Below are 16,174 nucleotides of genomic sequence, written 5' to 3'. Positions count from 1 at the left end.
GATGCGTGACCAAGCAGAGCAACTCCGTGAGAGGATGCTACAAAACAAGAAGACACGGCCGACTAGACTGGTGACAGTGACGAGTGGAAAAGGTGGTGTCGGCAAGTCCAATTTCAGCCTGAATTTTGGACTTGGTTTGATTGAGAAGGGTCATAAGGCGGTTTTGTTTGACTTGGACCTGGGTCTGGCAAATCTGGATGTATTAATGGGAATTACCCCAAAAAAGCATCTATTTCATTTGTTAGAGCCAGATACGACTGTTTGGGACATTATCGAGCACGGGCCTGGAGGCTTAGAATTCATCGCGGGTGGTTCTGGCTTTACGCAGATCATGCAGTTAGATGATGAGAAGCTTGATCGCTTATTCTCACATCTAGACCCATTGCAGGGCTATGCTGACACTATCATTTTTGATACGGGAGCAGGTTTTTCAAAAGAATCCATGAGATTCATGCTCTCCTCAGACGAGGTCATCCTTGTTACCACTCCCGAACCACCAGCGATAACGGATGCATATGCAGTCATCAAGATGCTTCACTCACGTAACCCCGCTGTTTCCATTCGATTGGTGATAAACAGGGCGTCGTCGGAGAGAGAAGGGAAAATGACGGCAGACAAGCTTGCGATGGTTTCCAAACGTTTTTTGAATATGGATATTCAGTCGCTTGGATATGTTTCGGATGATCCTTATGTTTCTAAAGCTGTTAAACTGCAGCGTCCTTTTCTACTTACATATCCACAATCGCAAGCTGCGAGAAGCATACGAAATCTGGTAGAGCGGTACTTGGATCGTCCGGTTACTACAGATGATTCTATCAGTGGTCTCAAAGGTTTTCTTGCGAGGTTGAGGCACTTCATACGATGAGACACAAAAGTAGGAAGGGAGCGACATTCGAATGAGCAAAATCCGCGTTCTCGTAACGGACGATTCTGCATTCATGCGTAAAGTGATTTCGGACATTTTATCTACGGATCCTGAGATTGAAGTGATCGATCGAGCCAAAAATGGACTCGAATGTATAGAAAAATGTAAGCAACTGGCGCCGGATGTTCTCACACTCGACATTGAAATGCCAGTCATGAACGGTTTGGACGCTCTGGAAAAGCTGATGAATGAGTGCCCAGTTCCGATCGTCATGTTGAGCAGCCTGACGAAAGAAGGGGCAGAAGCTACGATTCATGCGTTGGAACTAGGTGCGTTTGACTTTGTAACGAAGCCCTCTGGACCAATTTCTCTCGACATCCACAAAGTGGGCGATCGTCTCATCGAGCGCGTGAAGGCGGCGGCGGCATCGAAAGTACGTTTGAAACAGCAGATGACTCGGGTAGCCAAACCGGTATCTTCTGAATCAAAAGCAGCACCTGTTACACCGGTAACTCCAGTAATACGTACGAAAATACCGAGCCCGCCTGCTGTGATGCGGTCACAAGTGGGTGGAAAGGCAAGACTGGTGGTATTAGGTACTTCAACAGGTGGTCCTAAAGCATTGCAAAGTGTACTAACTGCAATTCCGGCGAATTTTCCGGCACCAATTGCCATCGTTCAGCATATGCCGGCAGGTTTCACAAAATCGTTAGCAAATCGACTAGACTCGTTATGCCAAATTCGAGTAACCGAAGTTGTCGATGGCGAGTATTTGGAAAATGGGACAGCGTACATCGCTCCAGGAGGCTTCCATTTCGAAGTTCGTCAAGTGAATGGGAGACTACAGGCCTATTTGCATCAAGAGGAGCCACGAGGCGGACACAGACCATCTGTCGATATCCTGTTTGAATCAGTCAGTCAATTGACAAATGTAGACAAATGGGCAATCATCATGACAGGTATGGGAAATGATGGGACTAAAGGGCTAAAGCTCATGAAGGAGCTTGGCCATGTCACAAGTATTATCGAAGAAGAGTCGAGCTGTGTCGTATACGGAATGCCACGAGCTGCCATTCAAGCAGGCTTGGCAGACAACGTGGCCCCATTGGAAAAGATTCCAGAGCTGTTGTGCAAGCTCTTGCACTGATTTTTGGGAGGTGGATCACCTATGGATATGAATCAGTATTTGGACATGTTTATTGAGGAGTCAAAGGAACACCTACAGGCGATCAACGCCAACTTGTTACTCTTGGAAAGTGATCCGGGTAACATTGGCCACGTCAAAGAGATTTTTCGTTCCGCACATACATTGAAAGGTATGTCGGCAACTATGGGCTATGAAGACATGGCGAGTTTGACTCACGAAGCGGAAAATGTGTTGGACCTGATTCGCAATCAGAAGTTAACGATTACCAGCGACATTATGGACGCTATTTTCCAGAGTGTAGATTTGATTGAAGGCATGGTCATCGATATCACAGAAGGCGGAGACGGTTCCGCGGATGTAACCGCTATTGTAAAGAAGCTGCGAGCGATTGTAGCGGGAGACTTTTCAGCCGAGCAGGAAGTAGCAGCTGCTACGATGGCTGTGGAAGCACCGCAAGAGGAAAGTACACCAGCTGAAGATCATGAGCTGGATGACTATGCCATGATGGTCTTGAAGCAGTCTCAGGAGCTCGGTAACAATGTTTTGTGGATCAAAGTGACATTGAATGAAAACTGCTTGCTTAAAGCCGCTCGCTCTTACATGGTTTTTGATCAATTGGAATCCATGGGTGAAGTGATCAAAACGAAGCCAGCTGTTGAAGATATCGAGAATGAGAGATTTGAACAATCGTTTGAAATCGCCTATGTGACGGAGCAATCGATTGAAAAAGTTCGCACTACGATTCTTAACATTTCGGAAATCCAAGATGTGACAATCGAAACGATTCAAATGAAGAGTGAAGCTCCACCTGCTCCTGTAGTACAACAGACACCAGCACCAGCTGAAAAAGGAGCAGCAGATGCTCCTCAAGCACCCGTGAAGAAGGCGACGGCTGGTGGTAAAACCATTCGTGTGGATATCGAACGCTTGGATATCTTGATGAATCTGTTTAGCGAATTAGTTATTGACCGCGGTCGTCTGGAGCAGTTGGCGCGGGAGATCGGAAAGAACGAACTACAGGAAACCGTGGAGCACATGAGCCGGATTAGTGGCGATTTGCAAAACATCATTCTGACCATGCGCATGGTACCGGTGGAGCAAGTATTCAATCGTTTCCCACGTATGATTCGTGATCTGCAAAAAGATCTGAATAAAAAAGTGAATCTGGAGATCATCGGTGCGGAGACAGAATTGGACCGTACCGTCATCGACGAAATCGGGGACCCACTCAATCACTTGCTGCGTAACTCGCTTGACCACGGAATTGAGTCTCCAGCAGATCGGAAAAAGGCGGGTAAGCCAGAAGAAGGAAAAATCGAGCTTCGCGCTTTCCACAGTGGGAACCACGTATTTATTGAAGTTAAAGATGACGGTGCTGGAATCAATAAAGATAAAGTCCTCAAAAAAGCGCTTGAGAGAGGCATTGTCAATCCTGCTATTGCAGATAGCATGAGCGACAAGCAAATCCACGAATTGCTTTTTGCAGCAGGCTTTAGTACAGCGGAAGTTGTCTCTGATATTTCCGGTCGTGGTGTTGGACTGGATGTCGTGAAGTCCAAAATTGAATCGTTGGGCGGTAGTGTCGGCGTAGATTCTGTGCGCGGTCAGGGCACGACTTTCCTCATTCAATTGCCACTTACTCTCTCTATCATTTCCGCGATGCTGGTACAAGTGAAAGATGAGAAGTACGCTGTCCCACTCAGCTCCATCATTGAGACGGCTGTATTTAAAAAAGATCAAATCATGATGGCTCACCGCCAAAAAGTGATCGACTTCCGGGGACGTGTAGTTCCGCTCGTTTCGCTGCAGGACATTTTCCAAGTGCCTGATAATGGGGAAACGACGGAAGATGAAGTGGCAGTCGTCATCGTACGTAAAGGTGAGAAAATGGCAGGCCTTGTCGTCGATTCGTTCATCGGTCAACAAGAGATTGTTCTAAAATCTCTCGGCAAATATCTGGTTAATGTATTTGCCATTTCAGGTGCAACGATTCTGGGAGACGGTCAGGTCGCGCTCATCATAGATTGTAACTCGCTGATTAAGTAGAAGGAGGGGCAGCCACATGCTCGATCAAAAAGAAGTCATTAGCGAAGTCAAAGTGATTGTCTTTCGGTTGAAGGACGAAGAGTATGGCGTAGAGGTTCATCAAGTCAAATCTATTGAAAAGCTGGAGCACATTACAAGAGTTCCTCGAACGCCTAGTTTCGTCAAAGGGGTTATTAATCTGCGTGGCGTTGTGACACCGATTATTGACCTGCGCAATCGTTTTAGTCTCGAAGAAAGCGTCTATTCCGAAACCACGCGAATCATTATCGTGGCTGTAGGTGAATTGGAAGTGGGTCTCATTGTAGATGCTGCAAACGATGTTATCGATATACCAGTTGATGCGATTGAACCGCCTCCAGAGGTTGTTGGTGGTGTGGAAGCTGCTTATTTGCGAGGCGTCGCTAAGCTGGATAAACGACTGTTAATCCTCTTAAACCTCGATAAAGTATTGAGTACTGAGGAAATCAAGCAGTTGGACGCAATTGAGGGGTAAGTAAAATGGGCGATTTTACGAAGTTTGGGGATTTCCAATTTGACGTTTTACGGGAAATCGGGAACATCGGTGCTGGTCACGCTGCCACTGCTCTCTCCAAGCTCATACAAAAAGAAATCGATATGAAAGTTCCACAAGTCAAGATTATCTCCTTCGACGAAGTGGCAGATTTTGTAGGAGGAGCGGAAACTGTAGTAGTGACCGTCTTCCTCCGGGTTGAAGGCGATTGTCCAGGTAACATGTTTTTTATCCTTGATCTGGAGTCTGCCAAGCACCTGCTCGAACAAATTACAGGAATTAATAAAGATGTGTACGAGTGGGAAGAGTTGGAGATCTCGGCGCTGCATGAGATTGGCAACATCTTAACAGGTTCTTATTTATCATCGTTAGCTGATTTTACACGCTTAAATTTACAGCCGTCCGTACCTGCACTCGCTGTGGATATGGCTGGAGCTATTCTAAGTTACGGATTAATAGCGTTGGGTCAAGCGGGTGACTTTGCCCTCACGATTGACACCGCTTTTTTCGAAGGCAATGATCAAGTAAAAGGGAACTTTTTCTTAATTCCTGATCCTGAATCGCTCCCAATACTATTTCGTTCATTAGGGGTTCCGTTCGATGGAGATTATTAAGATAGGGATGGCTGATCTCGGTGTGGCAAAGCCGCCGAGCAAGCTACGTACTACCGGTTTAGGTTCTTGCGTAGGGGTAGTGCTCTACGATCATATCCATAAAATTGCAGGGATGGCACATGTTATGCTCCCTGAATCGTCTTTGGCTAAAGGCGGGGAGTTAACGATAGGCAAATATGCGGATACAGCAATCCCTCATCTGATTCAGTTGATGGTGAAGGCTGGTGCGGAGACCAGACACACAGTTGCGAAATTGGCTGGTGGCGCACAAATGTTCGCATTTTTAGGGAATAATGACACCATGCGGATTGGGCCTCGGAATGTAGAGGCGTGCAAACTTGCATTGAAGGATGCTCATATAAAGATCGTGGCAGAAGATACAGGGGGAAACTGCGGTCGGACAATAGAGTTAGATGCCACAAACGGCATTCTTCAAATCAGGACCGTAAATCAAGGTGTGAAGGAAGTATAACAAATGTTAGGAACCATTTGGATTAATTTTGGATTAGGGATGCTCGCATTTCTTGTAACGCTGGGTACGGCTGTGGCTAGTAATGTCTGGCTCGTATCTCTGGAGAGGGCAGGTATTGCATTTGTCCTATTTTTCCTCGCTGCATTTCCAATTCGTTGGCTGCTCGCAACGTTCATACAGGCATCTACTCCACCAATGGTTACGGATTCGCTAGAGGGGACAAGCTCTCCTCTAGCAGAAGGTGGGGTTGTTCTGGAAATTGGACAACAATTGGAACAGGAAGATGAAACATTTGCACCAACCTCAATCGACAAGATGGAAAGGATTCATCCTACTGAGGATCCAGCCACCGTTGCAGAGGTCGTTAGGCGCTTATCAGATGAGTAAAGGTTGGTGACTATTCGTGGCACGGCTAACCAGTCAAGAAAAAGCAAAAGAGTTCGATAAATGGGTCATGTGGAAGCAAGAGGGAAGTCGGGAGGCCGAGGTTGACTTGATCACGCGTTTTTTGCCACTGGTAGATAAGGTGGCAAATCGGTTGGCAATTAATCTGCCAGCCAATGTGGACAAGGATGACTTGATTAGTTATGGGCGCTTTGGGCTATTGGACGCTTTGGCTAAATTCGATCATACCCGGGGTCTCCAATTTGAGACGTACGCCATGTGGAGGATTCGTGGTGCAATGATCGATGGACTACGCGAGAACGACTGGATCCCTCGTACTGTTCGGGACAAGGCCAAAAAAATCGAAGAAGCATACACCACCTTGGAACAGCAAATGCTGCGAATGCCAACCGATCAAGAAGTGTCTGATTATCTGGGAATAAGCAAAAAGGAGCTTCAACAGGTTTTCTTGGAAACCTCTCTTGCCAGCATGGTTTCTATCGATGAGGCAGTAGGGGATGAAGATGAACAAAAAACAGCAAGACATTCGTATATCATCGACGAGCTCACACCTCGCCCTGATAACGTGGCGGAAGTATCCAGCTTAAAAGAGGTTCTTGTAACGGTCATCGATAAGTTGCCTGAAAAGGAACGACTGGTTATCTCCTTGTTTTATTTTGAAGAAATGACCTTATCAGAAATTGCGGAAATCATGAGCTTGTCACCTTCAAGAATATCCCAGTTGCACTCCAAAGCTCTTTTCCGACTTCGCTCTGCGTTGTCCAGATGGAAATCGCAATTGATGTGAGGGGCCATTACCCAAGCTTGAGAGGGGTAGAATGATGGAAGGGATCGGGAAATATAAAATAGACGTAAAAGTTTCCGCTGATAAATTGGAGGCTGAAGTACTTCTACGTGTAGACGAACAAGATATCGATGAAATCGTCATCTTGGAAACAGATGTATATAAAGCATTGCAAGCAAGCAATGTGAAGTATGGAATTCTTGATGATGTAGTTCGGGACATATGCACCTTACCCGCGAAGTATGCCAACGCGAGAGTAAAGGTTGCTCAAGGGGTTGCGCCTGTGGCCGGAACCGATGGGACTATCGAGTACCCTTATTTAGCATCTATTAATGAAGGGGAAGGTCCTAAAGAGCTAGAGGATGGCCGAGTTGATTTTTATAATGTGACGACAATCCCTAATGTAGCAAAAGGACAACTCTTGGCACGTAAAATACCAGCAAGCCAGGGTGAACCAGGCACAGCAGTTACCGGAGAGCCCATCGCTCCCAAAGCCGGCAAGGAAATAAACATGAAGCCTGGGAAAAATGTTGTGCTCAATCAAGAGCGGACGATGCTATACGCTGCTATTGACGGACAAGTCTCCTTTACGGAACAGTCAAAAATGAACGTGTTTCCCGTATTTGAAGTAAACGGCGATGTTGATTTTGGTGTTGGCAATATTGATTTTGTGGGAACGGTGGTCATTCGCGGGAACGTATTGAATGGCTTTCGCGTAAAGTCATCAGGAGATATTCGCGTACTTGGCAGTGTAGAAGGCGCCGAGTTGTACGCGGAAGGCTCCATCGAGATCAAAAGCGGAATTGTTGCCCAGGACAAAGGCTGCATTGTTGCAGGGAAAGATGTCCGGACATCGTTTATCCAAAACGCCAATGTAACAGCTGGCAATCAAGTGATTGTTTCACAAAGCATCATGTTCTCAACTGTACGAGCCGGAAAGCAAATCATTTGCAAAGGGTCAAAAGGCTTTATTATTGGCGGCGTGCTACAGGCTGGGGAAAAGATTGTGGCAAGAGTATTCGGGAACAGCAGCGCCACTCCTACGATACTCGAAGTAGGAGTAAAACCGGAATTAAGACAAGAACTGGCGAGCATTCAAAAAGAACTACAAAATGTGTATGAAAATTTACGCAAAACAGATCAAGGCCTTGGTGTTATGAATCAGATCCTTCAAGTCAGCAAAGAGCTTCCAGCAGACAAACGTCTCATGCAAATTAAGCTAACCAACACTCGTTTGGTCCTGGAAAAAGAAAGCAAGGAATTGGAAGCGCGCAGAAATGATATTGAACTCGAGCTAAAAGGGGAAGGCCCAGCAGCTATTGAGGCATATCATGTGATGTATCCAGGAATTAAAATGACGTTCGGAAAGCTGGTGCACTTTATCAAGCACGAGTATGCGAGAACCCGATTTATCGTGCTGGACGGTGAAATTAGCACAGCAACTCTTATCTAATCCAGGATGCGTACATACTTAGTGTGACAACAAGGGAGTTGTGGCCATATGAGTTTGAAAGCGGTTGAATTGCAGGTGGCAATACCACGCACGTTAGAAGTCAGCCGAATTCAGGAGCATCAGCAACAACGAACCATGCATGAACAACAATCAATGATTGATCAGCGAAGAGACCTGGATGAACATATGCGCCAGCGTCCGAGCGATCTTGAGCAATCACAAAAAAACCAGATACGCGAACGAGAAAAAAAACAGGGGCAGCAAGAACATCAGGACAAAAAAGAATCCACTGGGAGCCAATTGTCCGAATCGAGCGAAGGTGTATCTACGAATGCTGACCTCATGAGAGATCCGTTGCGTGGACGGATTATAGATATTTCTTTATAAATGAAGTCAAGCCAGAAATAAAGGTGGACAACATGGACGTAGTGTATCCCATCCTGATTGGAGCAGGAATGATCAGCATGCTTCTTGCTTTTGTTATTAATAAGAAGCAGCCTGTTGACTCCTTTTCCTCATTACCGACACAACGCACGACGGACAAGGACGAGCTCGAAAAAAGCGTGCAGCGTCTTCAAAAACAGGTAAAGCAAGAAACCAATCTTCTTGCGGCAGAATGGCAGGAAATGAGAGCGGATCTTCTTGAGGATATCGCTGGTTTGCGCACACGCTTAGACAATATGGAAGAACAATGGCAAAAGAGTTCGAGTCACAAACCAGAAGCTCCAAAGGATACGAATAGGATAGAACCAGCACCTCAAGTTCAAGAGGTGGATATGCTGGCCTTGCGAGAACGTTATCGCCGTGCCTTTGAACTGAGTAAGGAAGGTTTGTCTCGGGATGAGATCGCAAAACGACTCGGTGCCGGCAGAGGGGAAATCGATTTGATCTTTTCCTTGGCTGACAGGCATGAGCGAGGTCTTGCCGATGCGTAAACAAGAGCTATTATTTGGATTTGGAGCAGGACTAATTGTGGCTACCTCCATTATCGGACTGATAGCGCCTAAGCAGACTGCGCAAGCCCCAGCCATGTCTGTAGATCAAATGAAGGTAGCTGCACAAGAGTTGAAAATGGTCGTACTTACAGCAGAAGAATACAAACAGTGGCAGGAAGAAAAGAAAGTAAACGTACAGCCAGCTCCTGGAGTGCCTAAGGCGCCAGTTACGCCAAAGGTAGGCCAAACAGTGACGCCCGTGACAAAGCAGCCACAAACGCCAACTGTACAGCCAACGACTCCTGGAGCTACATCGGAACAAAAGGTGAATCCGCCAACAAATCCAGTGAGTAAGGACGGCCAGGCTATTCCAACCGTACCGAATACGCAGACACCAACGTCTCCCAATACGGTGGCACCTAAACCTCCGACAGTGGAAGCACCTGTAGCAGATAAAAAGGTATCTTTCACCGTTCCTTACAAAGCAACTGCAGAGGATGTAGCGCAGATTCTCGTAAAGGAAGGAATCCTTCCTGCCGAAAATCAATTTGTGTCCCAGCTACGAGCGAGCGACAAGCTAAATCGTATTCGTGTTGGTACCTATGAAGTGTCGACCGCAGCTAAGGAAGCAGATATCGTCAAGTTGATAACAACGCCGCCTAAAAAATAGGCGGTTTTTTTCAATGTAACCAAATGTGTCCATTTGTCGTCAGCCAAGAAGGAACAAAACTTTTTTTACGAAATAAATGGAATTCGTTTGTTGCAATTGAAACTCCCATATGATATATTCATTTACGGTGTTGAAATCGCACGTCCACCAATTCCAGCAACGGTGCTGCCAATGGCAGAATTGCTTGGAACATGCGGTGAGGCGGAGGTACGCATCACAAAAACCATCTTTGAAGGAGGTGTGAAATATGGCAGTAATTTCGATGAAACAATTGCTCGAGGCTGGTGTACACTTCGGTCACCAAACTCGTCGTTGGAACCCGAAAATGGCTCGCTATATCTTCACCGAACGTAACGGAATCTACATTATCGACCTGCAAAAAACCGTTAAAAAAGTAGAGGAAGCGTACAACTTCGTACGTGAACTCGCTCAAGACGGCGGAAAAATTCTCTTCGTTGGTACGAAGAAACAAGCACAAGAATCCGTTAAAGAAGAAGCAGAACGCACAGGTCACTACTTCATCAACCAACGTTGGTTGGGTGGTACTCTGACAAACTTCACAACCATCAAAAAACGTACTGCTCGCTTGGCTGAGCTGAAGCGTATGGAAAACGATGGTACTTTCGCAGTATTGCCTAAGAAAGAAGTTATCGTACTGCGCAAAGAAATGGATCGTCTGGAAAAATTCTTGGGCGGTATCGCTCACATGGATAAACTGCCTGACGCTCTGTTTGTCATCGATCCTCGTAAAGAGCGCATCGCTGTAGCAGAAGCTCGTAAATTGGGTATCCCAATCGTAGCGATCGTAGATACTAACTGCGATCCAGATGAAATCGATTATGTGATCCCAGGTAACGATGACGCAATTCGCGCTGTGAAATTGCTCACTGCTAAAATGGCAGACGCTCTCCTGGAAGGAAACCAAGGTACAGAGCAACAAGCAACAACAACTGCGTAAGCATGTGTGTTAAAGGGTGGACTGAGGGTGTCAGAACCCCCGTCCATCCTTTTTTGCTGAATAGCGTCGCCGAGGTTAACAGGTGACTGGCTTTTCGATTATAATAGGATCGTAACTTTTCGAGGAGGTTTCACTCAATGGCAATTAGTGCACAAGCGGTTAAAGAACTGCGCGAGCGTACAGGCGCAGGTATGATGGATTGCAAACGCGCGCTGGAAGAAACAGCAGGCGACATGGAAAAAGCAATTGACTTGCTCCGTGAGCGCGGTGTAGCGAAAGCAGCGAAAAAATCCGGACGTATTGCAGCTGAAGGTTTGACTGCGACAGCGGTAGCTGGAAACGTAGCAGCAGTTGTAGAAGTAAACTGCGAAACTGACTTCGTTGGTAAAAACCCTGAGTTCCAAACACTCGTGAAAGACATCGCTGAGCACGTTGTATCCCAACGTCCTGCATCTGTTGAAGAAGCTCTGGAGCAACCTTTCAAAGGTGCTGGCGAGACTTTGGGTCATGTAATCAACGAGAAAATCGCGACTATCGGAGAAAACATCTCCTTCCGTCGTTTTGCACTCTCCGAGAAAACAGACAACGGCGTTTTCGGTGCTTACCTGCACATGGGTGGCCGCATCGGCGTTCTGGTTACTTTGGAAGGTACACAAGACGAAACACTCGCTCGCGACCTGGGCATGCACGCAGCAGCGTCTAACCCTCGTTTTGCTAACCGTGAAGAAGTTTCCGCTGATGAGATCGAGCGTGAGCGTGAGGTTCTGAAAAACCAAGCACTGGCTGAAGGTAAACCTGCTAACATCGTTGAGAAAATGGTAGAAGGCCGCCTCTCCAAATTCTTCGAAGAATACGTACTGGTTGAACAACCATTCGTAAAAGATACTGACAAGAAAGTAGCTGTACTTCTGAAAGAAGCAGGTGCTACCTTGAAAGGATTCGCTCGCTTCCAAGTTGGCGAAGGTATCGAGAAGAAACAAGAAGACTTCGCAGCTGAAGTAATGGCTCAAGTTAATAAGCAATAATAAAGGTTATAGGGAACACCTTCGTGTTCCCTATTTTCAAAGCGAAAGTTTCACTTTGTGTGAAACTTTCTGCATGTAAATAGCAAGTGTGTACCTGTTCCCAATTAGAAGGAATGAAGACTGGGCACAGAGAATGATTCATGAATGGAGGCCGTTTCACATGCCACTTCCTGCCTATAAACGGGTTGTGTTAAAGTTGAGTGGGGAAGCTTTGGCGGGGGACTTAGGGTATGGAATTGACCCAAAGGTAATCTTCTCCGTCGCTAACCAGATCAAGGAAATCGTAGAATTGGGTGTACAAGTCGCAGTAGTCGTCGGAGGAGGTAACATCTGGCGCGGACTTTCCGGCAGCTCAAAAGGAATGGATCGGGCAACAGCCGATTACATGGGGATGCTGGCCACAATTATGAACTCACTCGCCTTGCAGGATGGGTTAGAAAAAGTGAACGTCCCGACTCGTGTTCAAACCTCGATTGAGATGAGACAGGTAGCAGAACCATACATACGCCGCCGTGCCATTCGTCATTTGGAAAAAATGCGTGTGGTCATCTTCGCTGCCGGTACTGGTAACCCTTACTTTTCAACGGATACGACTGCTGCTCTGCGTGCAGCTGAGATTGAAGCTGAAGTGATCCTGATGGCGAAAAACAAGGTAGACGGTGTATACTCTGCAGACCCAAGCCTTGACCCGAACGCTAAGAAGTACGACCAGCTGACATTCCTGGAAGTGCTGAATAAAGGTTTAGGTGTCATGGATTCAACAGCGTCCAGCTTGTGCATGGATAACAGTATTCCGTTGATCGTCTTTAACATTTCTGAAGAAGGCAATATTCGTCGGGCAGTAATGGGCGACAAAATCGGTACTCTAGTGAAAGGGGAATAATTATGCCACAAACTGTGCTAAATGACATGGAAGATCGCATGAATAAAGCGATCAATGCTTTGAAAAGAGATCTGTCCAGCCTGCGTGCAGGTCGTGCGAACCCAGCGATGCTGGATCGTGTTACAGTAGACTACTACGGCACTCCAACGCCGATTAGCCAATTGGCAAACATCAGTGTACCAGAACCACGTATGCTGACAATCCAGCCTTGGGATAAAACGGCGCTTAAAGAAATTGACCGTGCGCTGCAACAATCGGATTTGGGAATTTCTCCATCCAACGATGGTGTGATTATCCGCCTGATCATTCCTCCCCTCACAGAAGAGCGTCGGAAAGAGCTCGTGAAGCTGGCAGGAAAAGGTGGAGAAGAAGCAAAAGTAGCGATTCGAAACATCCGTCGTGATGCAAACGATGAAATCAAAAAGCTGGAAAAAGCTGCTACCATTTCTGAGGACGATTCCCGTCGTCATCAAGAAACCATTCAAAAAACGACGGATAAATTCATCGCCGAAGTTGACAAGATCGTTAAGGACAAAGAGAAAGACATTTTGGAAGTATAGGTAATGGTAATCCCCCTCGTTTGAGGGGGATGTACGTCTATATCTCTCATTACGGGGGAACACTTATGTTAGAACATCTGGCGCGCAAATGGGGCCGCAAAGAAAAGCAATCGGAGCCAGCCGAGTTGGATCGTTCCGGTAAGATTCCGGAACATGTGGCGATTATTATGGATGGTAACGGTCGTTGGGCCAATAAGCGCAGTTTACCCCGGGTTGCCGGGCACCGTGCAGGAATGAAAGCAGTAAAAGAGGTCGTCAAGGCTGCTGACGAGATTGGCGTGCGTTATATGACGATGTACGCATTCTCTACCGAAAACTGGAAGCGTCCACGCGATGAAGTGGATTTTCTCATGAAACTTCCGCAGGAATTTTTGTCGACAGAATTGGATGAATTAATTGAACGAGGTGTCCGCATACGCATGCTGGGCAGTAAAAACGAGCTGCCTTCTCATACGTTGAAAGCGCTACTGGAAGCAGAAGAGAGAACGAAGGACAATAGTGGTTTGCAATTGAATTTTGCCCTGAATTACGGCGGGCGAGATGAACTTGCAAAAGCATTTTCAGTGATGGCAGAACAAGTAAAAGCAGGCGAGCTTCAACCAGAACAACTGACTGAGGAATTGATATCGAGTTACCTGTACACAAGCGAAATTCCCGATCCAGACCTCTTGATTCGTACAAGTGGAGAGATTCGCTTGAGTAACTTTATGCTGTGGCAATTAGCATATACAGAATTATGGTTTACGGACGTGCTATGGCCTGATTTTACCCGTGAACATTTTTATCAAGCAATCGTGGAATACCAAGGCCGAGCTCGTCGCTACGGGGCGGTATAGCCGAGAGGTGGAATCAGTTGAAGCAACGTATAATTACAGGCCTGATTGGTGGGGCTGCATTTCTATTATTAATGTATGCTGGTGGAGTTTGGTACTCACTATTGGTGTTTTTACTGGCTGTCATTGGCTATTTTGAATTTATGAGAATGGCTGGGATTCAGTCATTTTATTTGGCAGGATTGCTCGGATATGTATTGATGTTAAGCATTTTGTGGCCGTCTCTATTATTTTCGGATTGGCTCAGTATCAGCATGCCGGATCTGATGCTGCCCGTCATCCTGCTCTTGTTGATTTACTCCGTTTTACGGAAAAATCAGTTTCACATTGAACACGTCGCCCTTACGTTGGTGGGGGCGTTATACATAGGCTACGGTTTTACTTATATGGCCGCTACCCGAAACCTACCTGAGGGATTCATGCTTACGGTCATGGTCATTATGGGAATCTGGTCGACTGATTCGGGCGCCTATTTTGTCGGAAAAGCAATAGGTAAACGTAAACTGTGGCCAGAAATAAGTCCAAACAAGACGGTGGAAGGGGCCTTAGGCGGTCTCGCCGCTTCTGTCTTGATTGTTCTTTCCATCAATGCAAGCTTTGGACATTTTGCAATTGATCAGGCTTTGACCATCGCACTTGTTGCGGGGATCATCGGGCAATTGGGTGATTTGGTTGAGTCGGCTTTCAAGAGACATTTCCATGTAAAAGATTCAGGGCAGCTGATCCCAGGTCATGGGGGCGTTTTGGATCGCTTTGATAGTTTTTTGCTCGTCTTTCCGGTTCTACATCTATTAGGTATTGTCTAAAACCTTTTGCATATAGAAAGAGATATAGAGGGTGAAATCCGTGAAAAAAATAGCGCTCTTAGGTTCAACGGGGTCAGTTGGAACGAGCACACTTGAAGTCGTAGGCCAGCATCCTGAGGATTTTTCAGTGGTGGCTATGGCTGCTGGAACAAACATCGATCTATTGACACTCCAGGTGGAAACATTCAAGCCCGAGCTCGTTTCTGTAGGAAATGAGAAGGCTGCCGTTGAACTGCGCGATAGATTGGCGGGCAAGTCTCAACCAGAAATCGTTTACGGGGCGGAAGGATTGGAACTGGTTGCCCGTCATGAAGCTGCCAATTTCGTTATGACCGCTGTTGTCGGCAGTGTAGGGGTCGCACCTACACTCGCCGCGATTGAGGCGGGAAAAACAATTGGACTGGCCAACAAAGAGACACTGGTGAGCGCTGGCCCTGTCGTCATGAAACGAGCGAAAGAAAAAGGCGTATCCATTATTCCAGTAGACAGCGAGCATTCAGCTGTCTACCAATGTCTGCAAGGCGAACGTATGGAAGATGTGGCAAAGATTATTTTGACCGCATCAGGCGGTTCCTTCCGTCACCTCTCACGCGAGGATCTAGAGCAAGTGACGGTAGAGCAGGCATTGGCTCATCCGAATTGGAGCATGGGTGCAAAAATTACCATCGATTCTGCGACCATGATGAACAAAGGTTTCGAAGTGATCGAGGCTCATTGGCTGTTTGATCTACCTTATGAGCAAATCGAATGCGTATTGCATTATGAAAGTATCATACACTCTATGGTAGAATACAAAGACAGAGCGGTCATGGCCCAACTGGGTACACCGGATATGAAGGTTCCGATTCAGTACGCCATGAGCTATCCCATCAGAAAAAAACTGCCGACGGAACCACTTGATTTGGTCAAGATCGCCACGCTTCATTTTGCAGCCATGGATTATGAGCGTTATCCTCTGTTAAAATTAGCGTATGAGTGCGGCATGGCAGGAGGTACGCATACTGCAGTACTGAATGCAGCCAATGAGGTCGCAGTTGATATGTTCTTGAAGGGAGCGATCCGTTTTTTAGACATCGAAAAGGTAGTCCGAAAAACATGCGAAGCTCATTCTGGTGTAGCGAGTCCGGAGCTTGCAGATATTTTTGCAGCTGATGAATGGGCACGCTCTTATGCGCTCGTCTCCATCTAAGGAATATGAGTGTTAGAT

At 46.6% G+C, this 16,174-nt stretch carries 19 protein-coding genes; all 19 read left to right on the top strand.

Translation table 11 applies throughout. The features are described 5' to 3' along the window. The first annotated feature begins 1 nt into the window (after position 1). The 19 genes from BBR47_RS17380 to BBR47_RS17290 all read left to right on the top strand — a co-directional run bounded on the left by BBR47_RS17380 (position 2) and on the right by BBR47_RS17290 (position 16,156). The gene (locus BBR47_RS17380) at positions 2-865 is read left to right on the top strand and encodes a MinD/ParA family protein (protein ID WP_015891739.1); all 864 of its coding nucleotides are present in this window, start codon (positions 2-4) and stop codon (positions 863-865) included. Between the two features lie 31 nt (positions 866-896). Further along, positions 897-2,012 carry a protein-glutamate methylesterase/protein-glutamine glutaminase gene (locus BBR47_RS17375; protein WP_015891738.1) on the top strand — a complete coding sequence of 372 codons (1,116 nt, stop codon included), beginning with the start codon at positions 897-899 and terminating at the stop codon, positions 2,010-2,012. Between the two features lie 21 nt (positions 2,013-2,033). Then, complete coding sequence (locus tag BBR47_RS17370) at positions 2,034-4,058, top strand: chemotaxis protein CheA (RefSeq protein WP_015891737.1); 2,025 nt, start codon at positions 2,034-2,036, stop codon at positions 4,056-4,058. A 16-nt stretch (positions 4,059-4,074) separates the two neighbouring features. Beyond that, positions 4,075-4,551: a chemotaxis protein CheW gene (locus BBR47_RS17365; RefSeq protein WP_015891736.1), complete on the top strand. Its 477-nt coding sequence runs from the start codon at positions 4,075-4,077 to the stop codon at positions 4,549-4,551. A gap of 5 nt (positions 4,552-4,556) precedes the next feature. Continuing rightward, complete coding sequence (locus BBR47_RS17360) at positions 4,557-5,183, top strand: chemotaxis protein CheC (protein ID WP_015891735.1); 627 nt, start codon at positions 4,557-4,559, stop codon at positions 5,181-5,183. Further along, complete coding sequence (locus BBR47_RS17355) at positions 5,170-5,655, top strand: chemotaxis protein CheD (protein ID WP_015891734.1); 486 nt, start codon at positions 5,170-5,172, stop codon at positions 5,653-5,655. The genes BBR47_RS17360 and BBR47_RS17355 overlap by 14 nt, the downstream gene beginning before the upstream one ends. A 3-nt stretch (positions 5,656-5,658) precedes the next feature. Continuing rightward, positions 5,659-6,042 carry a hypothetical protein gene (locus BBR47_RS17350; RefSeq protein ID WP_015891733.1) on the top strand — a complete coding sequence of 128 codons (384 nt, stop codon included), beginning with the start codon at positions 5,659-5,661 and terminating at the stop codon, positions 6,040-6,042. A 16-nt stretch (positions 6,043-6,058) separates the two neighbouring features. After that, a complete protein-coding gene (locus BBR47_RS17345; RefSeq protein ID WP_015891732.1) occupies positions 6,059-6,847 on the top strand; it encodes a FliA/WhiG family RNA polymerase sigma factor in 789 nt (262 codons plus the stop codon). A 31-nt stretch (positions 6,848-6,878) separates the two neighbouring features. Next, on the top strand, positions 6,879-8,297 hold the full coding sequence (locus tag BBR47_RS17340; protein WP_081437248.1) for a DUF342 domain-containing protein: 1,419 nt from the start codon (positions 6,879-6,881) through the stop codon (positions 8,295-8,297). A 48-nt stretch (positions 8,298-8,345) separates the two neighbouring features. Continuing rightward, positions 8,346-8,684: a hypothetical protein gene (locus BBR47_RS17335; protein ID WP_015891730.1), complete on the top strand. Its 339-nt coding sequence runs from the start codon at positions 8,346-8,348 to the stop codon at positions 8,682-8,684. A gap of 23 nt (positions 8,685-8,707) precedes the next feature. Next, complete coding sequence (locus BBR47_RS17330) at positions 8,708-9,232, top strand: DUF6115 domain-containing protein (protein WP_015891729.1); 525 nt, start codon at positions 8,708-8,710, stop codon at positions 9,230-9,232. Continuing rightward, a complete protein-coding gene (locus BBR47_RS17325; protein ID WP_015891728.1) occupies positions 9,207-9,902 on the top strand; it encodes a DNA polymerase III subunit gamma/tau in 696 nt (231 codons plus the stop codon). The genes BBR47_RS17330 and BBR47_RS17325 overlap by 26 nt, the downstream gene beginning before the upstream one ends. A 247-nt stretch (positions 9,903-10,149) precedes the next feature. Further along, positions 10,150-10,860 carry a 30S ribosomal protein S2 gene (gene rpsB / locus BBR47_RS17320; protein WP_015891726.1) on the top strand — a complete coding sequence of 237 codons (711 nt, stop codon included), beginning with the start codon at positions 10,150-10,152 and terminating at the stop codon, positions 10,858-10,860. A gap of 137 nt (positions 10,861-10,997) precedes the next feature. Beyond that, positions 10,998-11,885 carry a translation elongation factor Ts gene (gene tsf / locus BBR47_RS17315; RefSeq protein ID WP_015891725.1) on the top strand — a complete coding sequence of 296 codons (888 nt, stop codon included), beginning with the start codon at positions 10,998-11,000 and terminating at the stop codon, positions 11,883-11,885. 160 nt (positions 11,886-12,045) lie between these two features. Beyond that, positions 12,046-12,768, top strand: a complete 723-nt coding sequence (gene pyrH / locus BBR47_RS17310) for a UMP kinase (RefSeq protein WP_007719254.1) — start codon at positions 12,046-12,048, stop codon at positions 12,766-12,768. 2 nt (positions 12,769-12,770) lie between these two features. Next, positions 12,771-13,328 (top strand): ribosome recycling factor, encoded by a 558-nt coding sequence (gene frr / locus BBR47_RS17305; protein WP_015891724.1) that lies wholly within the window; start codon positions 12,771-12,773, stop codon positions 13,326-13,328. Positions 13,329-13,393: 65 nt separating this feature from the next. After that, a complete protein-coding gene (locus BBR47_RS17300; RefSeq protein ID WP_041749488.1) occupies positions 13,394-14,164 on the top strand; it encodes an isoprenyl transferase in 771 nt (256 codons plus the stop codon). Between the two features lie 17 nt (positions 14,165-14,181). Continuing rightward, positions 14,182-14,967, top strand: a complete 786-nt coding sequence (locus tag BBR47_RS17295; RefSeq protein ID WP_015891722.1) for a phosphatidate cytidylyltransferase — start codon at positions 14,182-14,184, stop codon at positions 14,965-14,967. Positions 14,968-15,007: 40 nt separating this feature from the next. Then, entirely contained in the window at positions 15,008-16,156 is a 1,149-nt protein-coding gene (locus tag BBR47_RS17290) for a 1-deoxy-D-xylulose-5-phosphate reductoisomerase (RefSeq protein WP_015891721.1), read from the top strand. The last annotated feature ends 18 nt before the right edge of the window (positions 16,157-16,174 follow it).

Origin of the sequence: Brevibacillus brevis NBRC 100599 (assembly GCF_000010165.1) — a bacterium.
Classification (GTDB): Bacteria; Bacillota; Bacilli; order Brevibacillales; family Brevibacillaceae; genus Brevibacillus; species Brevibacillus brevis_D.
The sequence above is the reverse complement of the archived record's forward strand: the minus strand, read 5'-3'. Positions and strand labels throughout refer to the sequence as shown.